Below are 22,109 nucleotides of genomic sequence, written 5' to 3'. Positions count from 1 at the left end.
CGTCTGCTCGCGCCGTTAGGTGGGCGTGTCCAGGGTCTCCAGGACGACTTCGGCCACCCGCTTCATGGTGGTCCGCCGATCCATGGCGGCGCGCTGGATCCACTTGAACGCCTCCGGCTCAGTCATGCCCTGCTTGGCCTGCAGCAGGCCTTTGGCACGTTCGACGAGCTTGCGCGTTTCCAGACGGTCGGACAGCGCCGCCACTTCTTGTTCCAGCGCGGTGATCTCACTGAACCGGCTGACGGCCAACTCAATGGCCGGGATCAGGTCGCTGGCGGTGAAGGGCTTCACCAGATAGGCCATGGCGCCGGCGTCGCGGGCGCGTTCCACGAGGTCGCGCTGGCTGAACGCGGTCAGCACCACGATCGGCGCGATGCGCTTACTGGCGATCTCCGACGCCGCGTCGATTCCGTCGCGGCGCGGCATCTTCACGTCCATGATCACCAGATCGGGCTTGTGCCGCTCGGCCAGTTCGACGGCTTCTTGGCCGTCGCCGGCCTCTCCGACGATGTCGTACCCCTCCTCTCGCAGCATCTCGGCGAGGTCCATTCGGATGAGCGCTTCGTCTTCCGCGATCAGGACACGGTGTGGCTTCGCGGCATCGGCGTCGTTGGTGGGGCCGGTCATGACGGACATTGTGGCGTGAGCGGCTGCGATGGGAAACCTTGGGGGGCGGCGAGTCGGGATCGGGGTATGAATCCGCTATGGTTGGAGGCTGCTCTGAGGTGGAAAGCCGTAGCGGAACAACCTCAGCCCTCGTATCCCAACTGGCAGAGGAAACGGACTCAAAACCCGTCCAGTGTGGGTTCGAATCCCACCGAGGGCACTCCGGAATCATGCTGTACACCATTGGCCACGGCGCCAAGACGGCCGCGCAACTCACCGATGCGCTGCGACAGCACCACATCAAGCTGCTGGTCGATGTCCGCAGTTTCCCCGGCTCGCGCCGCAACCCCGACGTGTCCAAACAAGTGATGCCCGACTGGCTGGGCGCCGCCGGGATCGGCTACCGGCACGAACCTGATCTCGGTGGGCGCCGCAAACCGCCCGCAAGCCCGGTACCGCGTGACCTCTGGTGGGAAAACCCGGCGTTCGCGAATTACGCGGCGCACACCCGTACACCCGGATTTCAAGCGGCATACCAGCGGCTGCTACAGGATGCCGAAACCAGCGACGTGGCGGTGATGTGCGGGGAACCGACATGGTGGCGCTGTCACCGGCGCATGATCGCCGACCTGGCCGTCCGCGACGGACGCCGGGTGCAACACATCATGCCCAACGGCGACCTGTCGCCACATCGCCTCTCGGATTGGCTCACCCATGACGTCGCCGGCCAGTCCTGAGTCTTGGCAGCTGGCCGACAATATCGAGCTCGACGGCTACGCTTTTGATCGTGGCGGCTAAGAAACGCGGCGCCCCACGGAAACTATCCGAGGGCTCATCCCGCCACGACTGCGTCACGGTGGTGCGCGAGCAAACCCGCGAGTTCGACCAGCACTACGCCCGCAGCGCGGCGCGCCGGGCCCGGCTGCTCAGTATCGCGGCCTGGCTGGCCGTAGTGGTCAGCGCGAGCTTTGTGCTCGTGCAGGTCCTGACCAATGGCTGGGTCTGGCCGCTGAGTTGGATCAACATCGCCGCGGCCGTGGTCTTCGCGATCGTCCCGATGCTGCACCGCTTCGGTGAGTTGGTGGCACCGCTGACGTTCATCGGAGCCGCGTATGTTGCGGTCTTCGCCAGTTGCTGGATCATCGGCACCGGTTCCGGCGCCCAGTTTTTCTTTCTCGTGGGCGCCTGCCTGGTGGTGCTGGTGCTGGGTATTGAACACATCGTGCTGGCCAGCGTGCTGGCGGCCCTTGCCACCGCGTTGATCATCGCGGTGGAGTTCCTGGTCCCGCGCAACACCGGAATCGAGCCCGCCTGGGCACAGTCGGCGGGTTTCGTCGTCACCACGGTCTCGGCCTGCGTAGTGGTGGTCGTGTCGGTTTGGTTTGCCCTGCGGGACACCGCCCGCGCCGAATCGATCATGGAAGCCCAATACGACCGCTCCGAGGCCCTGCTGGCCAACATGTTGCCGGCCAGCATCGCCGAACGGCTCAAGCATCCCGAACGAGACGTCATCGCCGACAAGTACGACGAGGCCTCGGTGCTGTTCGCCGACATCGTCGGCTTCACCGAGCGGGCCAGCAGCGCCGCGCCGGCCGACCTCGTCCGATTCCTGGACCGGTTGTACAGCGCTTTCGACGCGTTGGTGGACAAGCACGGGCTGGAAAAGATCAAGGTGAGTGGCGACTGCTACATGGTGGTCAGCGGTGTGCCACGGCCGCGGCCCGACCACGTGCAGGCGCTCGCCGACTTTGCACTCGACATGGTCGGCGTCGCAGCCGGATTGACGGACCCACAAGGCGGCCCGGTACCGCTGCGGGTGGGCCTCGCCACCGGTCCGGTGGTCGCCGGCGTGGTGGGTTCGCGCCGCTTTTTCTACGACGTATGGGGCGACGCGGTCAATGTCGCGTCGCGGATGGAGTCCACCGACTCGGTGGGCAAGATCCAGGTGCCGGATGAGGTCTACCAGCGCTTGAAGGACGACTTCGTGCTGCAGGAGCGCGGACACATCAACGTCAAGGGCAAAGGCGTCATGCGCACCTGGTACCTGCTCGGCCGCAGGCCGGCGGAGCAGCCGGCCGATGCGCCTGCCGAGGAGCCAAGCACCGCCGGCGTCTGACGCCTCAACCCACCGGGCGGGCACCGCCGGTTTCACCACTATGCCAAAACCCGTCACATGCGTCACACTGGTGCCATGCAAACCGCACCCGTCTCGGGCCCCGTCCCCCGCTTGTTACCGCATCTGTGGATTTCAACGCTGTTATCGGGACTTCTGTCGCTGATCCTCGGCGTCCTGATCCTGGTCTGGCCCGGAATATCGGTCCTGGTGGCCGCCGTCGCGTTCGGCATCTACCTCGTCGTGACCGGCATCGCGCAGGTCGTCCTCGCGTTCAGCCTGCACGTTTCGGCCGGCAGCCGGATCCTGGCGTTCATCAGCGGCGCGGCCTCGCTGATCCTGGCCGTACTGGCATTCCGCCATTTCGGCAACGCGGTCCTGTTGCTGGCCATCTGGATCGGCATCGGGTTCATCTTCCGCGGCGTCGCCACAACCGTGTCCGCGATCAACGACCCGACCTTGCCGGGACGGGGATGGCAGATCTTCGTCGGGGTTATCAGCCTAATCGCCGGCGTCGTGGTGTTGGCCGCGCCGTTCGAGTCGATCATCACGTTGGCCATCGTCGTGGGTGTGTGGCTGGTCATCATCGGGTTATGTGAGATCGTCTCGGCCGTCGGCATCCGTCAGGCGGCCAAAAAACTGGGGCTATGAGTCCTCCGACAAGCGTCACTCGACTCGCGTCAACTCCGACTGTCTACTACACTTCGTCGTAGCCCGCTTGTAAGGCCCGCGATCCCGGGAGATGACAGATGAATGTCGTCGATATTTCGCGCTGGCAGTTCGGTATCACCACCGTCTACCACTTCATCTTCGTGCCACTCACCATCGGCCTGGCCCCGCTGCTGGCCGTGATGCAAACGGTGTGGGTGCTCACCGGTAACACGGCCTGGTATCGGCTGACCAAGTTCTTCGGGAAGTTGTTCTTGATCAACTTCGCCATCGGCGTGGCGACCGGGATCGTGCAGGAATTCCAATTCGGAATGAATTGGTCCGAATACTCCCGATTCGTCGGCGACATCTTCGGCGCGCCGTTGGCAATGGAAGGTCTGATGGCCTTCTTCTTCGAATCGACGTTCCTTGGGCTGTGGATCTTCGGTTGGAGCAGGCTGCCCCGGCTGGTGCACCTGGCCTGCATCTGGATCGTCGCGATCGCGGTCAACGTCTCCGCGTTCTTCATCATTTCGGCGAATTCGTTCATGCAGCATCCCGTCGGGGCGCACTACAACCCGGCCACCAAACGCGCGGAGCTGAACAGCATTTCCGCGCTGCTCACCAATAACACTGCGATAGCAGCGTTTTCACACACTGTCGCGGGTTCGCTGCTTACCGCGGGAACTTTTGTCGCCGCGGTCAGCGCATGGTGGCTGGTGCGTTCGCACAACGCCCCGGTGGGGCCCGGCACCCGCGCCATGTATCGCCCGCCGACCATCCTGGGCTGCTGGGTTGCGCTGATCGCCACCGTCGGGCTGTTCTTCACCGGTGACCACCAGGGCAAGCTGATGTTTGTGCAGCAACCGATGAAGATGGCGTCCGCGGAATCGCTGTGCGACACCCAGACCGATCCGGACTTTTCCATCCTGACGGTCGGCCGGCAGAACAATTGCGACAGCCTCACGCGGGTCCTCGAGGTGCCCTACGTGTTGCCGTACCTTGCCCAAGGCCGCACCACCGGTGTCACCTTGCAAGGCGTCCGCGATCTGCAGCAGGACTACAACCAGCGATTCGGCCCGAATGATTATCGGCCCAATCTATTCGTCACCTACTGGTCATTTCGCGCGATGATCGGGTTCCTCGCGATTCCGGTGCTGTTCGCATTGCTGGCCCTGTGGCTGACCCGCGGCGGACGGATCCCGGGACGGCGGTGGTTCGCCTGGATTGCGCTGTTGACGATTCCCGCACCGTTCCTGGCAAACATGTTCGGATGGGTGTTCACCGAGATGGGCCGTCAGCCCTGGATCGTGGCTCCCAACCCGACCGGTGACCAGCAGGTTCGACTCACCGTCGGAACTGCTGTCTCGGACCACGCGTTCGGCATGGTCGTCACCTCATTGGTGACGTTTACGCTGGTCTACGCGGTGCTCGCGGTCATCTGGTGCTGGCTGCTCAAACGCTATGTCGTCGAAGGCCCGCAGGAGCACGACGCCGAGCCGGCGGCGCCTGTGGCGCCCAGCCGCGACGAGGTGGCACCGCTGTCGTTCGCTTACTGAGAGCCACTGACCCAGAAGGGAGATGACCGGTGGGACTCCAACAACTGTGGTTCGCTGTCATCGGTGTGCTGTTCCTCGGTTTCTTGGTTCTCGAGGGATTCGACTTCGGTGTTGGCATGCTGATGGAGCCGCTGGCTCGGGTGGCCCCGGGCGATCCTGAAATCCAACGGCGAGCCGTACTGAATACCATCGGCCCGGTCTGGGACGGTAACGAGGTCTGGTTGCTCACGGCCGGCGCGGGAATGTTCGCCGCGTTTCCCGGCTGGTACGCCACCGTGTTTTCGGCATTGTATTTGCCGCTGCTGGCGATCTTGTTCGGCATGATCCTGCGCGCGGTGGCCATCGAATGGCGCGGGAAGGTCGACGACACCAAATGGCGGGCCTGGGCCGATTTCGGGATTGCCGCGGGGTCTTGGCTGCCCGCGGTGCTGTGGGGCGTCGCGTTCGCGATCCTGGTGCGCGGACTCCCGGTCGATGGCAACGGCCACGTACATCTGGCCATCGGCGATGTGCTCAGCGCCTACACACTGTTGGGGGGCCTCGCCACGGCGGGGTTGTTCCTGCAGTACGGCGCGGTGTTCATCGCCTTGAAAACCGCCGGGCCGATCCGCGACAGCGCCTACCGGATCGCGCTGTGGCTAGCGCTCGCGGCGACGGCGCTGGTTGGGGGGTTCGGAGTTTGGACCCAGCTGGCGTATGGCAAGCAATGGACCTGGGCGGCGCTGGGCGTAGCGGTGATCGCCCAGGTGGCGGCCGTACTGCTGGTATGGCGGCGCGCATCCGACGGGTTTGCGTTCCTGAGCACGCTGGTGGTCGTCGCGGCCGTTGTGGTCTTGCTGTTCGGCGTGCTGTATCCGAACCTGGTGCCGTCGACGCTGAACGAGCAGTGGAACGTCACGATCTACAACGCCTCGTCGACGCCTTACACCCTGAAGATCATGACCTGGGTGACGGCCATCTTCGCGCCGCTGACGGTGGTGTATCAGGCCTGGACGTATTGGGTGTTCCGGCAACGCATTTCGGCTGAGCGGATACCTCCGTCCATCGGTCTGGCGAGGCACCCGTCCTGAGCGCGACGGACAGGTCCGCCCGGGCGCCGCTGGATCCGCGGCTGTGGCGGGCATCGTCGGCCTTGCGCCGCTACCTGATCGCCGCGGTGGCGTGTGGAGTGGTGATATCCGGCTGCGCGATCGGCTCGGCGGTGGTCCTGGCGAGCATCGTCGCGCGGATCGTGGCCGATCCCTCGACGCGACATCTGGACCGCTGGCTGGAACCGCTGGCAATATTGTTGGTGCTGTGGACAATTCGCGCCCTGACGCACTGGTTGCAGGCACGTCTTGGGCAGCGGGGAGCCAGCGCGGTGATCGCGGATCTCAGCGGTCAGGTGCTGACGGCGGTAACGGGGCGCCAACCCAGGCAGGTGGCGGCACAGCGTGATGCCGCCGCGGTGCTGGTCACTCGCGGACTGGACGGTTTGCGTCCCTACTTCACCGGTTATCTGCCCACCTTGCTGCTTGCGGTGATTCTGACGCCGGCCACCGTCGCGGTCATCGCGGCCTACGACATGAAGTCGACGGCGATCGTGGTGATCACGCTGCCGCTGATTCCGATCTTCATGGTGTTGATCGGGCTCGCGACCGCCGATCGGTCGGCAGCCGCGCTGGCCGCGATGGGCGCGCTGCAGGCTCGGCTGTTGGACCTGATCGCCGGCATCCCCACCCTGCGGGCGTTGGGCCGTGCAGTGGGGCCGGAGCGGCGCATCGCAGAACTCGCTGCCGCGCACCGCCGTTCGGCGATGGCCACGCTGCGGGTCGCCTTCCTGTCGGCGTTGGTGCTCGAATTGCTGGCCACGCTGGGTGTGGCCGTGGTCGCGGTCAGCATCGGTCTTCGCCTGGTGTTCGGTCAGATGAGCCTGGCCACCGGGTTGACGGTGCTGCTGCTGGCACCCGACGTGTACTGGCCGCTGCGGCGCATCGGTGTGGAATTCCATGCCGCCCAAGACGGCAGAGCCGCGGCCGCCCAGGCTTTCGCGCTCATCGGCGAACCGGCGTCCGCGACCGCGGGCACCCGTACGGTGGCGGCTCGCAGATCCTTGATCCGCATCGAAAACCTCAGCGTCGCAAGCAGAGACGGCCGCTCACCGGATCACCTGACCGCGGTGCTCGAACCCGGCCGGGTGACGGTGCTGACCGGGCGAAACGGCGCGGGCAAGAGCACCACCCTGCAGGTGATCGCCGGCCTCACCGTGCCGTCGTCGGGACGGGTCACCGTCGCCGGAATCGACGTCGGCGAATTGGAGCTCGCCTCCTGGTGGCGGCAGCTGTCCTGGCTGCCACAACGCCCGGTCCTGATTCCGGGAACGGTCCGCGACAACCTGGTGCTGTTCGGTGATCTGGATGACATTGAGAGTGCTTGCACCGCAGCAGGATTCGACACCGTGCTGGCGACGCTGCCGGACGGATTGGACACCGTGCTCGGCCGCGGCGGCGTCGGCTTGTCGCTGGGGCAGCGGCAACGCCTCGGGCTGGCCCGGGCACTCGGATCAACCGCCCCGGTACTGCTGCTCGACGAACCCACCGCGCACCTGGACGCCGCCACCGAGGGCCGGGTGTTGCGGGCCGTCGTCGACCGGGCCCGCCAGGGTGCGACGGTGGTGGTCGTCGGCCACCGGGCCCCCGTCGTGGCCATCGGTGACCGGGTCGTCGAGGTCACCGCCGGCAGCGAGGTCGGCTATGCCCCGGTCTGATCCGCTGCCGGCCGGCTATGACCTGCTGCGTCCGCGATTGGGGCGCATCCTGGCCGCGATTGTTCTGGCGGCGTTGTCACTGGGCAGCGGCCTCGCCTTGGCCGGCGTTTCGGCATGGTTGATCACCCGCGCCTGGCAGATGCCGCCCGTGCTGGACTTGTCCGTCGCGGTCGTCGCGGTGCGAACGTTCGCGATTTCGCGCGGGATTCTGCACTATTGCGGGCGACTTGCCACCCACGACACCGCGCTGCGCGCGGCCGGCGCAGCGCGCGCCCGGATCTACCACCGGCTGGCCGTGGGACCGCCGGCGGCGGCGGTCCGGCTGCACAGCGGCGAGGTGGTGGCCCGAGTCGGTGCCGACGTCGACACCTTGGCCGACATGCTGGTCCGTGCGGTGGTACCGATCGGCGTCGCCGCATTACTGGCGCTGGCCGCGACCACGGCCGTTGCGATCATCTCGGCGCCGGCCGCAGCGGTCCTGGCGATCTGCCTGTTGGTGGCCGGGGTCGTCGCGCCTTGGCTTGCCGGCAGAGCCGCCGTGCAACACGAGACGCTGGCCCGGCGGCATCATGGCGGCCGCGACACGTCGGCCATGGTCGCACTCGAGCACGCACCCGAGCTTCGGGTCGCCGGAGTCCTCACCGACATCATTGCCGAATCCCAACGGCAACAACGTGCTTGGGGTAGGGCTCGCGACGCCGCGGCCAGGCCGGCGGCGATCGCCGAGGCGATACCGACCGCGGCGATCGGGATCAGCGTGTTGGGTGCGGTGGCGGCGGCAATCGGCATGGCTCCCACGGTGGCGCCGACGACGCTGGCCGTGCTGATGTTGTTGCCATTGTCGGCCTTCGAGGCGACGACCGCACTTCCGGTGGCCGCGGTCCAGCTGACCCGGTCACGTATCGCGGCACGGCGGCTGCTTGACCTGACTCCGCCCGAGGACAGTCGCCCGGCCCGGGCCGCGCCAACACCAGCGGGGCCCCCGAGCACCGGCCGGCTATCCGCCGACGTCTGGTGCGGTCACTTGGCGGTACGGTCGTGCCAGGCGGTGCTCGACCTGCCACCGGGTGGTCGGCTCGCCGTCACCGGCCCCAGCGGCTCCGGCAAGACGACGCTGCTGATGACGCTGGCCGGGCTGTTGCCGCCACTAGACGGCCGGGTGCTCGTGGACGGAACCGACGTGAGCCCCTTCGATGAAGCCGAACTGCGAAGAGCTGTCACCTTTTTCGCCGAAGACGCACATGTCTTCGCCACCACCGTACGAGATAACCTGTTGGTTGTCCGCGGCGATTGCGGCGATGACGAATTGACGGCCGCACTGGCGAAAGCCGGCCTCGGCGACTGGCTGGCCGGCCTTCCAGAGGGCTTGTCGACGGTGTTGATCGGTGGCGTGCAAGGACTTTCAGCAGGACAACGCCGACGGCTGCTGCTCGCGCGGGCGGTGCTGTCCCCCGCCCGAATTGTGCTGCTGGACGAGCCAACCGAACACCTTGACGCGACCGACGCCGAGGCCGTCCTGCGCGACTTGCTGATGCCAGGCCCGGGGCCGATTCTGGGCGACCGGACGGTTGTGGTGGCCACCCACCACCTGCCCGACGACATTGCCTGCGCCCGACTCAGCGTCGGCTCACCGGCGTGCCCCTTCGGGTAGCCCGCGGCGCCGCGGCATGAACTCCAGGGAGAGCAACACCAGCAGCAGCGGAACGATCTGGGTCAACGAGACCAGCGCATAGCGCCGTTCGTCCAATGCGTGAAATTTACCCAGGTACCGGTACAAGGACTCCAGGGAGATGAACGGGTCGAGCAGATGGATCAGCAGATAGAACACGCGTTGCGGCCGGCTCCGGTGTGCCGCGTCGAAGATCTCCGGGAACGCCGCGAAGGCTAGCGACAGCCGCTGCGCGCCAGCCTCTTTGGCGGCGGTGATCATGTCGACGCTGAGCCGCTCGTCGATCCCGTTCGGGGCACCGCGGCGCCGCCAGGGCACGTCGAGGGAGAAATCACTGCCGCCACCCGCGGTCGTGAATCGGTCGAAGCCCTGCACCCGCCCCGAAGCGTCCCTGGCGATGATCAGCTGAACGCCTGGGTATTTGCCTTCCAGTACGCCGTCCAGGCTCATGCAGAAGCCGCGATCGGTACGCGCCCCTTTGGGGGACGCCAGCAGCATCTCGGTCAGCTCTGCGCGCTGCTTGTCGTCGAGTTCCCGTTCGGCCACGATTTCGGTGGTGATGCCGGCGTTATGGGTCCGTTTGACGGCCTGACGCAGGTTGCGGAACTTGCGGCCCACCATCGCGAAGTTGGGGACATCGATGACGACGTCCCGCCCGATGGGTACCGCCCGCAGCGACCGTCCCGGCACGTCGGGGTCGGTCCACAGGCTCAGCCGTCGCTCACTGCAGGCCAGCACCGCAATCCGCCAGCCGCGGGCATGACAGGTGGCGACGAAGTCGGCAATCAGCTCGGGAAACTGCGATTCGTCACCAATCGGGTCCCCGGCGACCACCGCAAAGCCCAGCCGCGTCCGGTATGCCAGCGCCGCGGTGCCGACCGCGCTGAAGTGGTAGCACTTGCCCGCCTGCATGGCGAACGGTGCCAACGGATCCTCGCTGGTGGCGTTGATCAATGCCCACACCCGGGGCAAGTCACCAGGTCGTGGATGCGACGACGTCGGCCACATCAACACCAACCCCGATCCGGCGATCAGCATCTCACCGGCCAGGTCGAAGGACAGCACATGCAGGCCCAGCCCCGCGACCAGGAATAGCGCGGCCGCAGCCGCATGCATGGCCGTGACCGGACGCCCGAGGAAGATACCCCGGGCTATCAACGCCACCGCCGCCAGGATCGTCAGCGACCAACTCAGCCGCCCGGCCGCCTGCCAATCCTCGTGCCGGTAGTTATGCGCGAGCAGCGCAATGAGCCAGCACGCCGCGCAGAACACCGCAAGGGCGCCGACAAGGCGAGCCCTGAATGTATCGACGTGCACGACGACGCGTTCGCGGGCACGGACCCTCGGCGCGACATCGACCGACGGTTCGTTCACACTCACCTCCCGCTGACCTGCCTCTCAGCTGCCGGACGGGTACCCGCTACCTGGAACGGTACGCCTGAGCGTGGCCGGGTTGAGCCGAAACCAGGCGGTTGTCCTGCGGTTACCCCACCTGTCTATCGGCGAGCCGCGGGAAAGTATTTCACGACGCCCTCCTGCACCACGGTTGCGATGAGTCGCCCGCCGCGGTCGAAGAAATGCCCGATACCCAGCCCGCGCGAATCCGCGGCTACCGGTGACGATGTCGAATAAAGGACCCAGTCGTCGAAGTCGACCTGCCGGTGAAACCACACCGAGTGGTTGGCGGAGGCGGCAAAGATGCGGTCGAAGCCCCAGGACAGCCCGTGGGTGGTGATCACCGAGTCCAGCACCGTGGTGTCCGAGGAGTACAACATCGTCGCAGTGTGCAGCACCGGGTCGTCGGGCATCGTGCCCAGCGCCTTGACCCAGACGCGGTTATAGGGCAGCCGATCACCCTTCTCCCGCATCACCCAGGAGGGGTCGTTGGTATAGCGCCACTCGATCGGTTGCAACGCGTTGACGAAGTGCGGAACGGTTTCCTCATAGCCACGCAATAGCTCACTAATTGGCGGCCGGATGTGCGGCTCGTCCACCTCCGGTGGCTCGACACCGTGCTCGAGCCCGGGACCGCCGGACATGTAGGAGATCATCGCCGACGACAGCAACGTGCCGTCCTGTACCGCGTCGACACGCCGGTTGGCGAACCGCCGCTCGTCGCGCAACCGCACCACATGGAATTCGATGTCCTTGGTGGTGTCGCCCCCGTTGATGAAATGCACCGAGAGCGCGCTGGGCGGTAGCTCTTCGCGGGTCAGCGTGCGGGTGCTGGCGACGAACGACTGCGCCACCAGCAACCCACCGAAAGTGCGCATCGGGTTCTTGCTGGGATGAGATCCGATGAACCGGTCGTCGGCGACCCGGTGGAGATCCAGCACCGCCAGCAGCTCATCAAAATCGGACAACTAAACGTCGTCCTCACCGATCCGGTGCACGTGGATCAGGTTGGTTGAACCGACCGTGCCCGGAGGCGCACCCGCGACGATCACCACCAGGTCGCCCCGCTTGTAACGGCCGAGTTCCAGCAGCGACTTGTCGACCTGGCGGATCATGCCGTCGGTGGACTCCATCTTCGGAACGATGAATGTCTCGGTGCCCCAGGTCATCGCAAGCTGGCTGCGCACCTCGGGCCACGCGGTGAAGGCCAGCAGCGGCAGCGGGGTGTGCAGGCGGGCCAGCCGTCGCACCGTGTCGCCGGATTGGGTGAAAGCGACCAGGGCCTTGGCGTCCAGTCGCTCACCGATGTCGCGGGCGGCATAGGAGATCACGCCCCGCTTGGTGCGCGGCACATGCGTCAACGGCGGAGCCGCCGTCGAATTCTCTTCGACCGCACAGATGATCCGCGACATGGTCCGCACCGCCAACAGCGGATACTTACCGACCGACGTTTCACCGGACAGCATCAGCGCGTCGGCGCCGTCGAGCACCGCGTTGGCGACGTCGGAGGCCTCGGCGCGGGTCGGCCGCGAATTCTCGATCATCGAGTCCAGCATCTGGGTCGCCACGATCACCGGCTTGGCGTTCTCCCGCGCCATCTGGATGGCCCGCTTCTGCACCAGCGGAACCTCTTCCAGGGGCAGCTCGACCCCGAGATCACCGCGCGCCACCATAACGGCGTCGAAGGCCAGCACGATGGCCTCGAGGTTGTCGATGGCTTCGGGTTTTTCCAGCTTGGCGATCACCGGGACTCGCCGGCCGATCCGGTCCATCACCTCGTGGACTAGTTCGACATCAGAGGGCGAGCGCACGAAGGAGAGCGCCACCATGTCGATGCCCAAGTTCAGTGCGAATGTCAGGTCCTCGATGTCCTTGTCCGACAGCGCGGGCGCGGAAACACTCATGCCGGGCAGCGAGATTCCCTTGTTATTGCTGACCGGGCCGCCCTCGACGACAGTGCAGACCACGTCGTCGCCGTCGACGTGATCGACCACCAGCCCGACTTTGCCGTCGTCGACCAGCACGCGGTCACCGGCCGTCGCGTCCTGAGCCAACCTCTTGTAGGTGGTGGACACCCGGTCATGGCAGCCGTCGCAGTCTTCGACGGTGATCCGGACCGTTTCACCGTCAGCCCAATAGGTCGGCCCGCCGGCGAAGCGCCCCAACCTGATCTTGGGACCTTGAAGGTCGGCGAGCAGGCCGACGGCGCGTCCGGTGGCATCCGAGGCTGCCCGCACTCGTTTGTAGGCCGCCTCGTGATCCGCATAGTCGCCGTGGCTGAAGTTCATTCGGGCGACGTCCATTCCGGCTTCGACCAGCGCTCTGACCATGTCGTCCGATTGGGTGGCCGGCCCGAGAGTGCAGACGATCTTCCCGCGTCTTGTCACGACGACAAAGCATAGTCGCGGTCATGTGCCTTCGGTGCGCCTCGCCGATACCCGCGCATCGGGACCACGGCAGACCGTGGGCGTCGCAACACCGGTGCGCGCTCCCACTCTCCGCGCGATGCAAACGCGGACCGGCCGCGGCGGCGTCAGCCCGTCGATTGCCGTACGCGGGCAACTTTCCGCGTGCAAAAGGTGACGAAAATTTGCCAATTTGAGAAACTCCTCGTATGGACACCTTCCCCGCCGTGATTGCTTCTCCCGTCGTCCGAATCCTTGGTCCCGCAGTCGTCACCGCGTGGGGTATCAGCGCCTCCGTCCTTTCCGGCTTTGTGGTCCCGACGGCGTCCGCGGAGCCCTGCCCCGACGTCGAGGTGGTGTTCGCCCGGGGTACCGGTGAGGCTCCGGGTGTCGGACCCACGGGGCAGGCATTTGTCGACTCCCTGCGCTCCCGAGCCGGCGGCAAGACGTTCGGGGTATATCCGGTCAACTACCCGGCCAGTGACCAGTGGGACACCGGGATCGACGGCATCCGAGACGCTAGTGCTCATGTCGTTTCCATGGCGGGCAGCTGTCCCCAGACCAAAATGGTCCTCGGCGGATATTCGCAGGGAGCGGCCGTGATGGGCTTTGTCACGTCGGCCGCGGTGCCGGATGGAGTCGATCCCGCCAGCGTGCCCAAGCCGTTGGCGCCCGAAGTGGCTGACCACGTCGCCGCGGTGGTGTTGTTCGGGTTGCCCAATCACCGGGCGATGGACTTCCTCGGCCAGCCCCCGGTCGCTATCGGTCCCGCGTATCAGGCCAAGACCATCAAGGTGTGCGAACCCGAAGACCCGGTGTGCTCCGACGGGCTGAACTTCGCCGCCCATGACGCGTACGCAGGCGACGGGCTGGTGGTGGAGCAGGGGGTGGCCTTTGCCGCCAGTCGGCTTAGCGCGGCTACTGGTGCGCCGGGCCCGTTGACGGGCTTCGGCAACTGAGCTACCGGGCCGGCGCCGGCTGAGGTCAAACGCCCAGAACGGTTGGCACCAACGGGAAGCCGGGCAGGTTACGCAGCACGGTCCACACCACCGTCGCCACCGCAAGGGTGATGATCGCGGGCGCGGGCAGCCACGACTGCCCATTGCGGCGGCGCCGCAGCATCCAACCGGCAAGCATGGGGATGCCGGCCAACAAGAAAACCAAGAAAATGTTGTCATTGACGGCGGCCGCGACATCACCGTGCAGCAGGTCGTGCGTCATCCGCAGTCCACCGCACGCGGGACAATTCCAGCCGGTGAGCAACTTGAACGGACATTGCGGGTACAGCGAGTGGCTGCGGTGCGGATCGACCACGCCGACGTAGCCCAGTGCGCCCACCAACAGCACGGCCGAGCCCGCGGCGCCGCAGAGATGACGAAGCCGCCGAGCGTGCTTTCCCCGCGCCCCCGATGCCGGGGCGGGCCGATCAGGTTCCATCGCGCAATGGGCGACCCCACGGGTCGCTCACTTTGTCAGTCAGGATCAGCACCGCGTCGATGACGCCCCAGATGACCGCGCCGACCCCGCACGTCAGCCAACCGACGAGCAGCTGTGCGATGCCCATCCCGGTGTGCCCGAGGTAGATTCGGCCGATACCGGCGATGCCGAACAGCCCCAACAGCTGTAACAGCCCAGCGACCGTCTTCGATTTGTCCGAAAGTGGTTGCCCGGTAACAGGATGCCGACCGAAGGGAGCTGACGGGTCGGCTGCCGGACCGAAGTAGCCGCCGGGCCGCGAGTATTCCGGATAGTAGGGCGGCGGAAAAGGCGGCGGATATCCCGGTTGCTGCTCCGGTGAACCGGGCTGCGCAGCCCACGACTGGTCAGTCACCGCTTCAGCATGCCAGATTCAGTGGGTCTGCGCCCGAGGCCGCTGGTGCCGGACCACGCCGGCGGCTACCGTCCCGGCCGCTGTCGCCGATTTCGCAACCGAGCCCGCCAGCCCTGCCGTGTCGAGCCGGTGTTATCCGGTGTCGGCGAGTTGGGAACGGACGGTGCCTGGTCGCCATCCAGGTGATCATCCTGGTCGTCAGCACCGCCGGAAGCATTCTCCGCCGCCGCCTTCGGCGCGGTGGTGTCCTCCGCGTCAGGCTCTGAGGCTTCGGCCTCTTCGGCTTCGGTCTCTGCAGCTGGCGCAGCGAGTTCTGGCTCCCCGGCCGCTGATTCGGCTTCAGCCTCTGCAGCCTCAGCCTCATCCGTCACCGACTCGGCCTCGGCCTCGTCGACGACGAGCTCCGATTCTTCGGCTCGAGCTTCGTCGACCTCGGGCTCCTCGGGCACGGGCACCGGCTCAACCTCGGCCTGTTCGGCTTCTTCCGCCCCAGCCGGCTCAGCCTCGGCCTGTTCGGCTTCTTCCGCCTCAGCCGGCTCAGCCTCGGCCTGTTCGGCTTCTTCCGCCTCAGCCGGCTCAGCCTCGGCCTGGGGGACCACCTCGGCGGCTTCCTCACCGGTTTCCGGCTCCTCGGTCTGCGCTTCTTGAGCGTCGGTTGTGCCGTCCTCGGACGCCGAGGTCTTCAGGGTTTGCGGCTCGGCGGGTTCGCCGGCTCGCTGGGTTTCCGCCGACGCAGTCGGTTGGTCGTCTTCGGCATCGGCAGCCCCAGCGACTGCGGTGACAGCCGCCGAACCCGAACTCACAGCCGCGGGCTCTGCCTCAGGCGCGGCGACTTCCGCCGGCTCGGCCGCTTCCTCGCCGACCACGGCGGTGCCACGCACCGTGGCCGGATCCTCCCGGCCCTTCGGCGCCAAGATCACATACACCACGGCGCCGATGAACACGAAAGTTGACGTGAACAAATTGATCCGGATTCCGGCGATGTGTGTGGCGGTATCGTCACGCATCAGCTCGACACCGAATCGCCCGACGCAATAAAGCGCGACGTAAAGCCCGAACAGTCGCCCATGGCCGATCGTGAAACGCCGATCCAGATAGATGAGCACGCCGAATACCAGTACGTTCCACAGCAATTCGTAGAGGAACGTCGGGTGCACGACGACCGCGAGCTGCCCGGTCGAGACACCGTCAAGGGAATGGACGTCGACAAATCCGGCGGGATCGCGGCGGTAGAAGATCTCCAGTCCCCACGGCACTGTGGTTTCGCGGCCGTAGAGCTCTTGATTGAAGTAGTTTCCGAGCCGGCCGATCGCCTGCGCCAAAACGACTGCGGGGGCGGCCGCGTCCAAGAAAGCCGGCAGCGGAATTCCGCGGCGTCGACAGGCGATCCACGCCCCGACGGCGCCGAGTGCGATCGCTCCCCAGATGCCCAGGCCGCCATCCCAGATTCGCAGTGCCGCGGCAAACCCGGCGCCGCCATGGCCGAAATATGTCCGCCAGTCGGTGGCCAGGTGGTAGAGCCTGCCGCCGATCAAGCCGAAAGGCACCATCCACAGCGCGATGTCGTAGATCACGCCCCGCTCACCGCCGCGGGCCGCAAAGCGTCGATCGCCGATCAGTAAGGCCACGATGATGCCGGTGATGATGAACAGCGCGTAGGCGCGGATGGGCAGCGGCCCGAGGTGCCAGACGCCGCGCGGCGGGCTGGGAATGTACGCGAGCCACATCGTGGTCATGAGGCCGGCCTTTCACGGACCCCGGCGGCAAGTTCCTCCGTCAGTGCACGCAGCCTCGGCAAGCCCGCACCCAGGGCCGACACCAACGCCGAGCCGACAATGACACCGTCGGCGTAACCTGCGATCTGCGCGGCCTGTTCTCGTGACCGCACCCCCAACCCGACCCCGACCGGTATGTCCGACACTGCCTTCACCCTCCCCACCAGCTCGGGCGCGGCCTGTGAAACCACATCTCGCGCCCCGGTCACCCCCATGGTCGACGCCGCATACACGAACCCACGCGACGCCTTGACCGTGATTGCCAATCGTTCGGGCGTCGATGACGGCGCCACCAAAAAGATGCGGTCCAGTCGATGTTCGTCGGATGCGGCGAACCAGGGCTGCGCCTCGTCGGGAATCAGGTCGGGAGTGATGAGCCCCCGCCCGCCGGCCGCGGCCAGGTCTCGGGCGAACGCGTCGACTCCGTAGCGCAGCACCGGGTTCCAGTACGTCATCACCACGGCATTGCCACCTGCCCGGCTGATCGCCTCGACCGCCGCCAACGTGTCCCGGACCCGCACTCCCCCATGCAACGCCGCCTCGGTAGCCCGCTGAATGGTAGGTCCGTCCATACCCGGGTCCGAATACGGAACACCGACTTCGACTATGTCACAACCAGATTCGACCAGCGCAGTCATGGCTTCGACCGACGTGCGCACGTCGGGATAGCCGGTGGGCAGATAGCCGATCAACGCCGCACGACCAGCCGCCCGGCACGACTCGAAAAGTGGCCCCAGCTTGCTCGTTTCACACTGCTCGACGGTCATCGTCAACCAGACCTGTCCGCGTCGGCGCCGGGTGACAATAGGCCGAACCATCTGGCGGCTGTCTCGACGTCCTTGTCTCCGCGTCCTGACAGGTTCACCACAATGACTGCGCCCCTTCCCAACTCAGCCCCCAGCTGGAGCGCACCAGCCACCGCGTGCGCGGATTCGATGGCAGGGATGATCCCTTCCATCCGGCACAGCAGACCGAACGCCTCCATCGCTTCGGAGTCGGTGATCGGTTGGTAGCTGACGCGTCCGGTCTCCTTGAGCCATGCATGTTCGGGGCCGACTCCGGGATAATCCAGACCTGCTGAGATCGAATGCGATTCGATGGTCTGGCCGTCTTCGTCCTGCAATAGATAGGAGTACGAGCCCTGGAAGGCGCCGGGCGAACCTCCGGTGAATGTCGCCGCGTGCCGACCGGTCTCGACACCGTCGCCCGCCGCCTCGTATCCGACCAATCGCACCCCCGGATCGTCGAGGAATGCGTGAAAGATACCGATCGCATTGGATCCGCCGCCCACACATGCGACGACCGCGTCCGGCAACCTGCCCGTCTGGTCCTGGATCTGGACGCGCGCCTCCATGCCGATGATTCGCTGAAAGTCGCGCACCATGGTGGGGAAGGGATGCGGACCGGCGGCCGTGCCGAAGCAGTAGTACGTGTTGTCGGCGTTGCTGACCCAATCCCGGAACGCCTCGTTGATGGCGTCCTTGAGCGTTTGGGAGCCGGTCTGCACGGACACGACCTGCGCCCCGAGCAGCCGCATCCGTGCCACGTTGAGCGCCTGGCGCGCGGTGTCGACGGCACCCATGTAGATGACGCACTCCAGGCCCAGCAGCGCGCACGCGGTGGCGGTGGCCACCCCGTGCTGGCCGGCGCCCGTCTCGGCGATCACCCGGGTCTTACCCATCCGGCGAGCCAGCAACGCCTGGCCGAGGACGTTGTTGATCTTATGAGAACCCGTGTGGTTCAGGTCTTCTCGCTTCAAGAACAGTCGCGATGACCCGGCATGTTCGCTGAGTCGGGTTGCTTCGTACAGCGGCGACGGACGGCCGGCATAGTTGGCTTGCAACGTGTCCAGGGTGTCCAGGAAGTCCTGGTTGACGCGTTCCTTCTCGTAGGCGACGGTGACCTCCTCGATCACCGCCATCAACGCCTCGGGAACGTAGCGGCCACCATAACCACCGGGGCCTCCGAAATGTCCGCCGGCATCAGGATCGTGGCTGGTGCGTTCGGCGATGGCAGCGCTCGTGCGCGGAAGCTCCGGGCGAGATTGATCTGCCATCACCGACGCTCGAGGTGCACGCGGGTCATCAACGACTAACGAGCCGGCTTCGGGCAGGACGGGTGGGTGCCCGCAGTGACCAGATCGGCGACCGCCGCACGCGGGTCACCGCTTTTCACCAGACCTTCACCGACCAGCACCGCATCAGCGCCCGCGCCGGCGTACGCGAGCAGGTCACCGGTGCCGCGGACCCCCGATTCGGCGATCCTGATCACGTTGCTGGGCAGCCCGGGCGCGATTCGGGCGAAGCAGTCCCGGTCGACCTCCAGGGTCGTGAGATCGCGGGCGTTGACGCCGATGACCTTGGCACCGGCCTTCAACGCCCGGTCGGCTTCCTGCTCGGTGTGCACTTCGACGAGCGCGGTCATACCGAGTGATTCGGTGCGGTCCAGCATCGACACCAACGCCGACTGGTCGAGTGCGGCGACGATGAGCAACAGCATGTCGGCGCCGTGCGCACGCGCCTCGTGAATCTGATAGGGCTGCACCACAAAGTCTTTGCGCAACACCGGAATCGAGACAGCCGCACGTACCGCGTCGAGGTCATCGAGGGAACCGTGGAACCGCCGCTCCTCGGTCAACACGCTGATGATGCGAGCACCGCCGTCTTCGTATGCCCGCGCCAGCTTCGCCGGATCGGCGATGGTCGCCAGCGAGCCCGCTGACGGGCTGGCGCGCTTGACCTCGGCGATCACCCCGATACCGGGCGCGCGTAGCGCCGCCATCACGTCAAGCGGCGGCGGCGCCGCGGCCGCGGCAGCCTTGATCTCCGGCAGGCTGATACGTGCTTCGCGCGCGGCTACGTCGGCCCGGACTCCCTCGAGGATGGAGTCAAGCACGGTTGCCGGACTCATGCCTGCTGTTTCCTTTCCCAACGGTCTCCAACGGTCTCCAACCGTCACCACCGTGACCCACGCCCCGCAGCCGATTGCGATGACGTTCATGAAGGGTAGCGGCCCTCGGCGCGCGCTTCGTCACCGACCCTCGGTGTCAGACCCGTGCGGTCGATCGGTCGGGTCGACACCGCGGTCTAGGGCATCCCAAATCATTCGTTCCGACATGGGTCCGTCGTGGTCGCGACGCGCCGTAGCCTGGCGCGCCGCAGGTCCGGCGTACTTTGTAGGGCCCGGATGAGCCGACCCGGCAATCGACGCGGCGCGCAGCAGCACCGCGGCAGCCATCAGGATGCACACCGCAGCGCCGACCGCCACCGCAGCACCCCAGTAGTAACGTCCGCTGCCAACCAGGGCCGTCAGCGGGACATCGGCGAGTTCGGCGCCACGGGCCGCGACGTCGGGAATCACCCACAGGCTGATGCCGAGGTAGCCGACCGCAAAGCTCGTTGCCGCCAGCAGCGCGGCCAGCACCCGCAGCGGCCAGCCGCGCACCGCGAGTGCCGCTACCGCCGCGGCCAACAGCAACATCGCTACCGGCAGCAACGCAGTCGACCAGGTGGCACCGGTCAACGTCACCTGCCGCGGCGGCCCCAGCCCGTCGAACGAGCGAATGACGACCCACGGCAGCCGCGACGCCGCCCACAGCGCCGCGGCAGCAATCACCAGCAATAACTGGGCCATTCCCACCATCAGCCGACTGGGCAGCCGGCGGGACCGACCGGGCCGGGGGTCGTCAGCCACCACGCCCCGTGTCCGGGCTAGCTAGCGTCTCGGCGGCGGCAATCGCATTGAGCACCGCCCGCGCTTTGCTGCCGGCCTCGTTGTATTCGTAAGGCCCGTTGGAGTCGGCCACCACGCCGCCACCGGCCTGGACGTAGGCGGTGCCGTTCCGCATCAGCGCGGTACGGATGGCGATCGCGAAGTCAGCGTTGCCGGCGAAGTCGAGGTAGCCCACCACGCCGCCGTACAGCCCGCGGCGGGTCTTCTCCACCTCTTCGATCAACTCCATGGCCCGCACCTTCGGTGCGCCCGACAGCGTGCCCGCCGGGAAGCAGGCGGTCACCGCGTCCAGAGCGGTGTGATCGTCGTCGAGCAGACCGGTCACCGTCGACACCAGGTGCATGACGTGGCTATAGCGTTCGATGTGGCTGTAATCCTCGACCCGAACGGTGCCCGGCGTACAGACTCGGCCCAGGTCGTTGCGGCCCAAGTCGACCAGCATCAGGTGCTCGGCCCGTTCTTTGTCGTCGGCCAGCAACTCCTTTTCCAGCAGCTGATCCTCTTCCTCGGTGTTTCCGCGCCACCTCGTCCCGGCGATGGGGTGAGTTGTCGCTCGGCCCTCATGGACGGTAACCAGCGCCTCGGGACTGGATCCGACGATCGAAAAGTCGATTGCGCCAGCACTATTCGGTATCTGAAGCAGGTACATGTAGGGGCTCGGGTTGGTCACCCGCAGGATTCGGTAGACATCGATCGGATCGACGTCGGTGTCCATCTCGAAGCGCTGCGAGGGCACCACCTGGAAGGCCTCGCCGGCAGCGATTTGTCCGACCAGGTATTCGACGATCGCGCCGTACTCTTCGACGGTGCGCTGGGCACGGTATCGCGGCTCGGGCATGCTGAAGGTGGCGACCGTCGACGGTAGCGGTTGGCCCAGTGCCGCCGTCATCACGTCCAGGCGCGCGACCGCGTCGTCGTAGGCGCAGTCGACCCGCTCGTCGGTGCCGTTCCAATTCACCGCGTTGGCGATCAGCGTGATAGTGCCCTCGTGGTGGTCGACCGCCGCCACATCGGTGGCCAGCATCAGCAGCATGTCCGGCAGCTGCAGGTCGTCGACGGCGAGTTCGGGCAACCGCTCGAGGCGCCGCACCATGTCGTAGGCGAAAAAGCCGACCATGCCGCCCGACAGTGGCGGAAACCCGGGCTCGGACTGATTCGGGGCCGCTGTGGCGAGAAGGTCCAGGGTCGCCTGCAGCGCGGCCAGCGGGTCGCCGCCGGTTGGGGCATCCTTCGGGACGGTGCCCAACCACACCGCTTCGCCGTCGCGCACCGTCAATGCCGTCGGTGCCCCGGCACCGATGAAGGACCACCGCGACCACGACCGCCCGTTCTCGGCCGACTCGAGCAGGAACGTCCCGGGCCGGTTGGCGGCGAGTTTGCGGTACGCCGACAGCGGAGTTTCGCTGTCGGCCAAGACCTTGCGAGTCACCGGGACCACCCGGTGCTCTGCCGCCAGCACGCGGAAATCCTCCCGCGTGGTCGTGGTTGCAAGGTTGGCGTGCACCGACCTATCCAACCAGATTCGCAGATCAGCACCGGCCTGACCTCGTGGTCAGGAAGGCCGGACCGCTGCCGGCGCGGAACTCTGGATCGGACCGCAGCGCTCGGCGCGCCGCCTGTCCGCCGTCGT

19 protein-coding genes, 1 tRNA gene and 1 pseudogene are annotated in these 22,109 nt (G+C 66.5%); 9 read left to right on the top strand and 12 right to left on the bottom strand.

What is annotated here, in order from left to right:
* Positions 1-15: 15 nt before the first annotated feature.
* Complete coding sequence (locus BST40_RS02375) at positions 16-627, bottom strand: ANTAR domain-containing response regulator (protein WP_063468602.1); 612 nt, start codon at positions 625-627, stop codon at positions 16-18.
* A 125-nt stretch (positions 628-752) separates the two neighbouring features.
* Here BST40_RS02375 and BST40_RS02370 point away from each other — a divergent pair.
* From BST40_RS02370 to cydC, 8 genes are all read left to right on the top strand, one after another.
* Positions 753-826 (top strand) — tRNA-Leu (locus tag BST40_RS02370).
* 10 nt (positions 827-836) lie between these two features.
* Complete coding sequence (locus BST40_RS02365) at positions 837-1,343, top strand: DUF488 domain-containing protein (protein WP_083153302.1); 507 nt, start codon at positions 837-839, stop codon at positions 1,341-1,343.
* 50 nt (positions 1,344-1,393) lie between these two features.
* A complete protein-coding gene (locus BST40_RS02360) occupies positions 1,394-2,722 on the top strand; it encodes an adenylate/guanylate cyclase domain-containing protein (RefSeq protein ID WP_083153328.1) in 1,329 nt (442 codons plus the stop codon).
* 57 nt (positions 2,723-2,779) lie between these two features.
* Positions 2,780-3,370 carry an HdeD family acid-resistance protein gene (locus BST40_RS02355; protein WP_089024980.1) on the top strand — a complete coding sequence of 197 codons (591 nt, stop codon included), beginning with the start codon at positions 2,780-2,782 and terminating at the stop codon, positions 3,368-3,370.
* Between the two features lie 98 nt (positions 3,371-3,468).
* Positions 3,469-4,926, top strand: a complete 1,458-nt coding sequence (locus BST40_RS02350; RefSeq protein WP_083153300.1) for a cytochrome ubiquinol oxidase subunit I — start codon at positions 3,469-3,471, stop codon at positions 4,924-4,926.
* A 29-nt stretch (positions 4,927-4,955) separates the two neighbouring features.
* Positions 4,956-5,996: a cytochrome d ubiquinol oxidase subunit II gene (gene cydB, locus BST40_RS02345; protein WP_075546197.1), complete on the top strand. Its 1,041-nt coding sequence runs from the start codon at positions 4,956-4,958 to the stop codon at positions 5,994-5,996.
* A gap of 62 nt (positions 5,997-6,058) precedes the next feature.
* Positions 6,059-7,672, top strand: coding sequence for a thiol reductant ABC exporter subunit CydD (cydD, locus tag BST40_RS02340; RefSeq protein WP_083153298.1), 1,614 nt, complete (start codon positions 6,059-6,061; stop codon positions 7,670-7,672).
* On the top strand, positions 7,659-9,323 hold the full coding sequence (cydC, locus tag BST40_RS02335) for a thiol reductant ABC exporter subunit CydC (protein ID WP_083153296.1): 1,665 nt from the start codon (positions 7,659-7,661) through the stop codon (positions 9,321-9,323). Before cydD ends, cydC begins: the two co-directional genes overlap by 14 nt.
* Here cydC and BST40_RS02330 read toward each other — a convergent pair.
* The 3 genes from BST40_RS02330 to pyk form a co-directional block, all read right to left on the bottom strand.
* Entirely contained in the window at positions 9,300-10,715 is a 1,416-nt protein-coding gene (locus BST40_RS02330; RefSeq protein WP_083153294.1) for a bifunctional lysylphosphatidylglycerol flippase/synthetase MprF, read from the bottom strand. The two genes, cydC and BST40_RS02330, sit on opposite strands and share 24 nt — an antisense overlap.
* A gap of 122 nt (positions 10,716-10,837) precedes the next feature.
* On the bottom strand, positions 10,838-11,704 hold the full coding sequence (locus BST40_RS02325; protein ID WP_075546193.1) for an acyl-CoA thioesterase II: 867 nt from the start codon (positions 11,702-11,704) through the stop codon (positions 10,838-10,840).
* On the bottom strand, positions 11,705-13,123 hold the full coding sequence (gene pyk / locus BST40_RS02320) for a pyruvate kinase (RefSeq protein WP_075546192.1): 1,419 nt from the start codon (positions 13,121-13,123) through the stop codon (positions 11,705-11,707).
* Positions 13,124-13,350: 227 nt separating this feature from the next.
* On the opposite strand from pyk, the gene BST40_RS02315 reads away from it, so the two are divergent.
* Positions 13,351-14,100, top strand: coding sequence for a cutinase family protein (locus BST40_RS02315; protein WP_075546191.1), 750 nt, complete (start codon positions 13,351-13,353; stop codon positions 14,098-14,100).
* Positions 14,101-14,125: 25 nt separating this feature from the next.
* On the opposite strand, the gene BST40_RS02310 is transcribed toward BST40_RS02315, so the two are convergent.
* The 8 genes and pseudogenes from BST40_RS02310 to BST40_RS02275 all read right to left on the bottom strand — a co-directional run bounded on the left by BST40_RS02310 (position 14,126) and on the right by BST40_RS02275 (position 21,983).
* Positions 14,126-14,578, bottom strand: coding sequence for a DUF2752 domain-containing protein (locus BST40_RS02310; protein ID WP_083153292.1), 453 nt, complete (start codon positions 14,576-14,578; stop codon positions 14,126-14,128).
* Positions 14,568-14,983: pseudogene (locus BST40_RS02305) on the bottom strand (TM2 domain-containing protein). Before BST40_RS02305 ends, BST40_RS02310 begins: the two are co-directional and overlap by 11 nt.
* A 54-nt stretch (positions 14,984-15,037) precedes the next feature.
* On the bottom strand, positions 15,038-16,708 hold the full coding sequence (locus BST40_RS02300; protein WP_082275313.1) for a prolipoprotein diacylglyceryl transferase: 1,671 nt from the start codon (positions 16,706-16,708) through the stop codon (positions 15,038-15,040).
* The gene (gene trpA, locus BST40_RS02295) at positions 16,705-17,514 is read right to left on the bottom strand and encodes a tryptophan synthase subunit alpha (RefSeq protein ID WP_075546188.1); all 810 of its coding nucleotides are present in this window, start codon (positions 17,512-17,514) and stop codon (positions 16,705-16,707) included. Before trpA ends, BST40_RS02300 begins: the two co-directional genes overlap by 4 nt.
* Before the next feature lie 2 nt (positions 17,515-17,516).
* Positions 17,517-18,803 (bottom strand): tryptophan synthase subunit beta, encoded by a 1,287-nt coding sequence (gene trpB, locus BST40_RS02290; protein ID WP_075546187.1) that lies wholly within the window; start codon positions 18,801-18,803, stop codon positions 17,517-17,519.
* Between the two features lie 35 nt (positions 18,804-18,838).
* Positions 18,839-19,657, bottom strand: coding sequence for an indole-3-glycerol phosphate synthase TrpC (gene trpC, locus BST40_RS02285; protein ID WP_023373644.1), 819 nt, complete (start codon positions 19,655-19,657; stop codon positions 18,839-18,841).
* A 120-nt stretch (positions 19,658-19,777) separates the two neighbouring features.
* Positions 19,778-20,389 carry a TIGR02234 family membrane protein gene (locus tag BST40_RS02280; RefSeq protein WP_075546242.1) on the bottom strand — a complete coding sequence of 204 codons (612 nt, stop codon included), beginning with the start codon at positions 20,387-20,389 and terminating at the stop codon, positions 19,778-19,780.
* Positions 20,390-20,432: 43 nt separating this feature from the next.
* A complete protein-coding gene (locus BST40_RS02275; RefSeq protein WP_075546186.1) occupies positions 20,433-21,983 on the bottom strand; it encodes an anthranilate synthase component I in 1,551 nt (516 codons plus the stop codon).
* Between the last annotated feature and the right edge of the window lie 126 nt (positions 21,984-22,109).

Origin of the sequence: Mycobacterium persicum (assembly GCF_002086675.1) — a bacterium.
GTDB lineage: Bacteria > Actinomycetota > Actinomycetes > Mycobacteriales > Mycobacteriaceae > Mycobacterium > Mycobacterium persicum.
The sequence above is the reverse complement of the archived record's forward strand: the minus strand, read 5'-3'. Positions and strand labels throughout refer to the sequence as shown.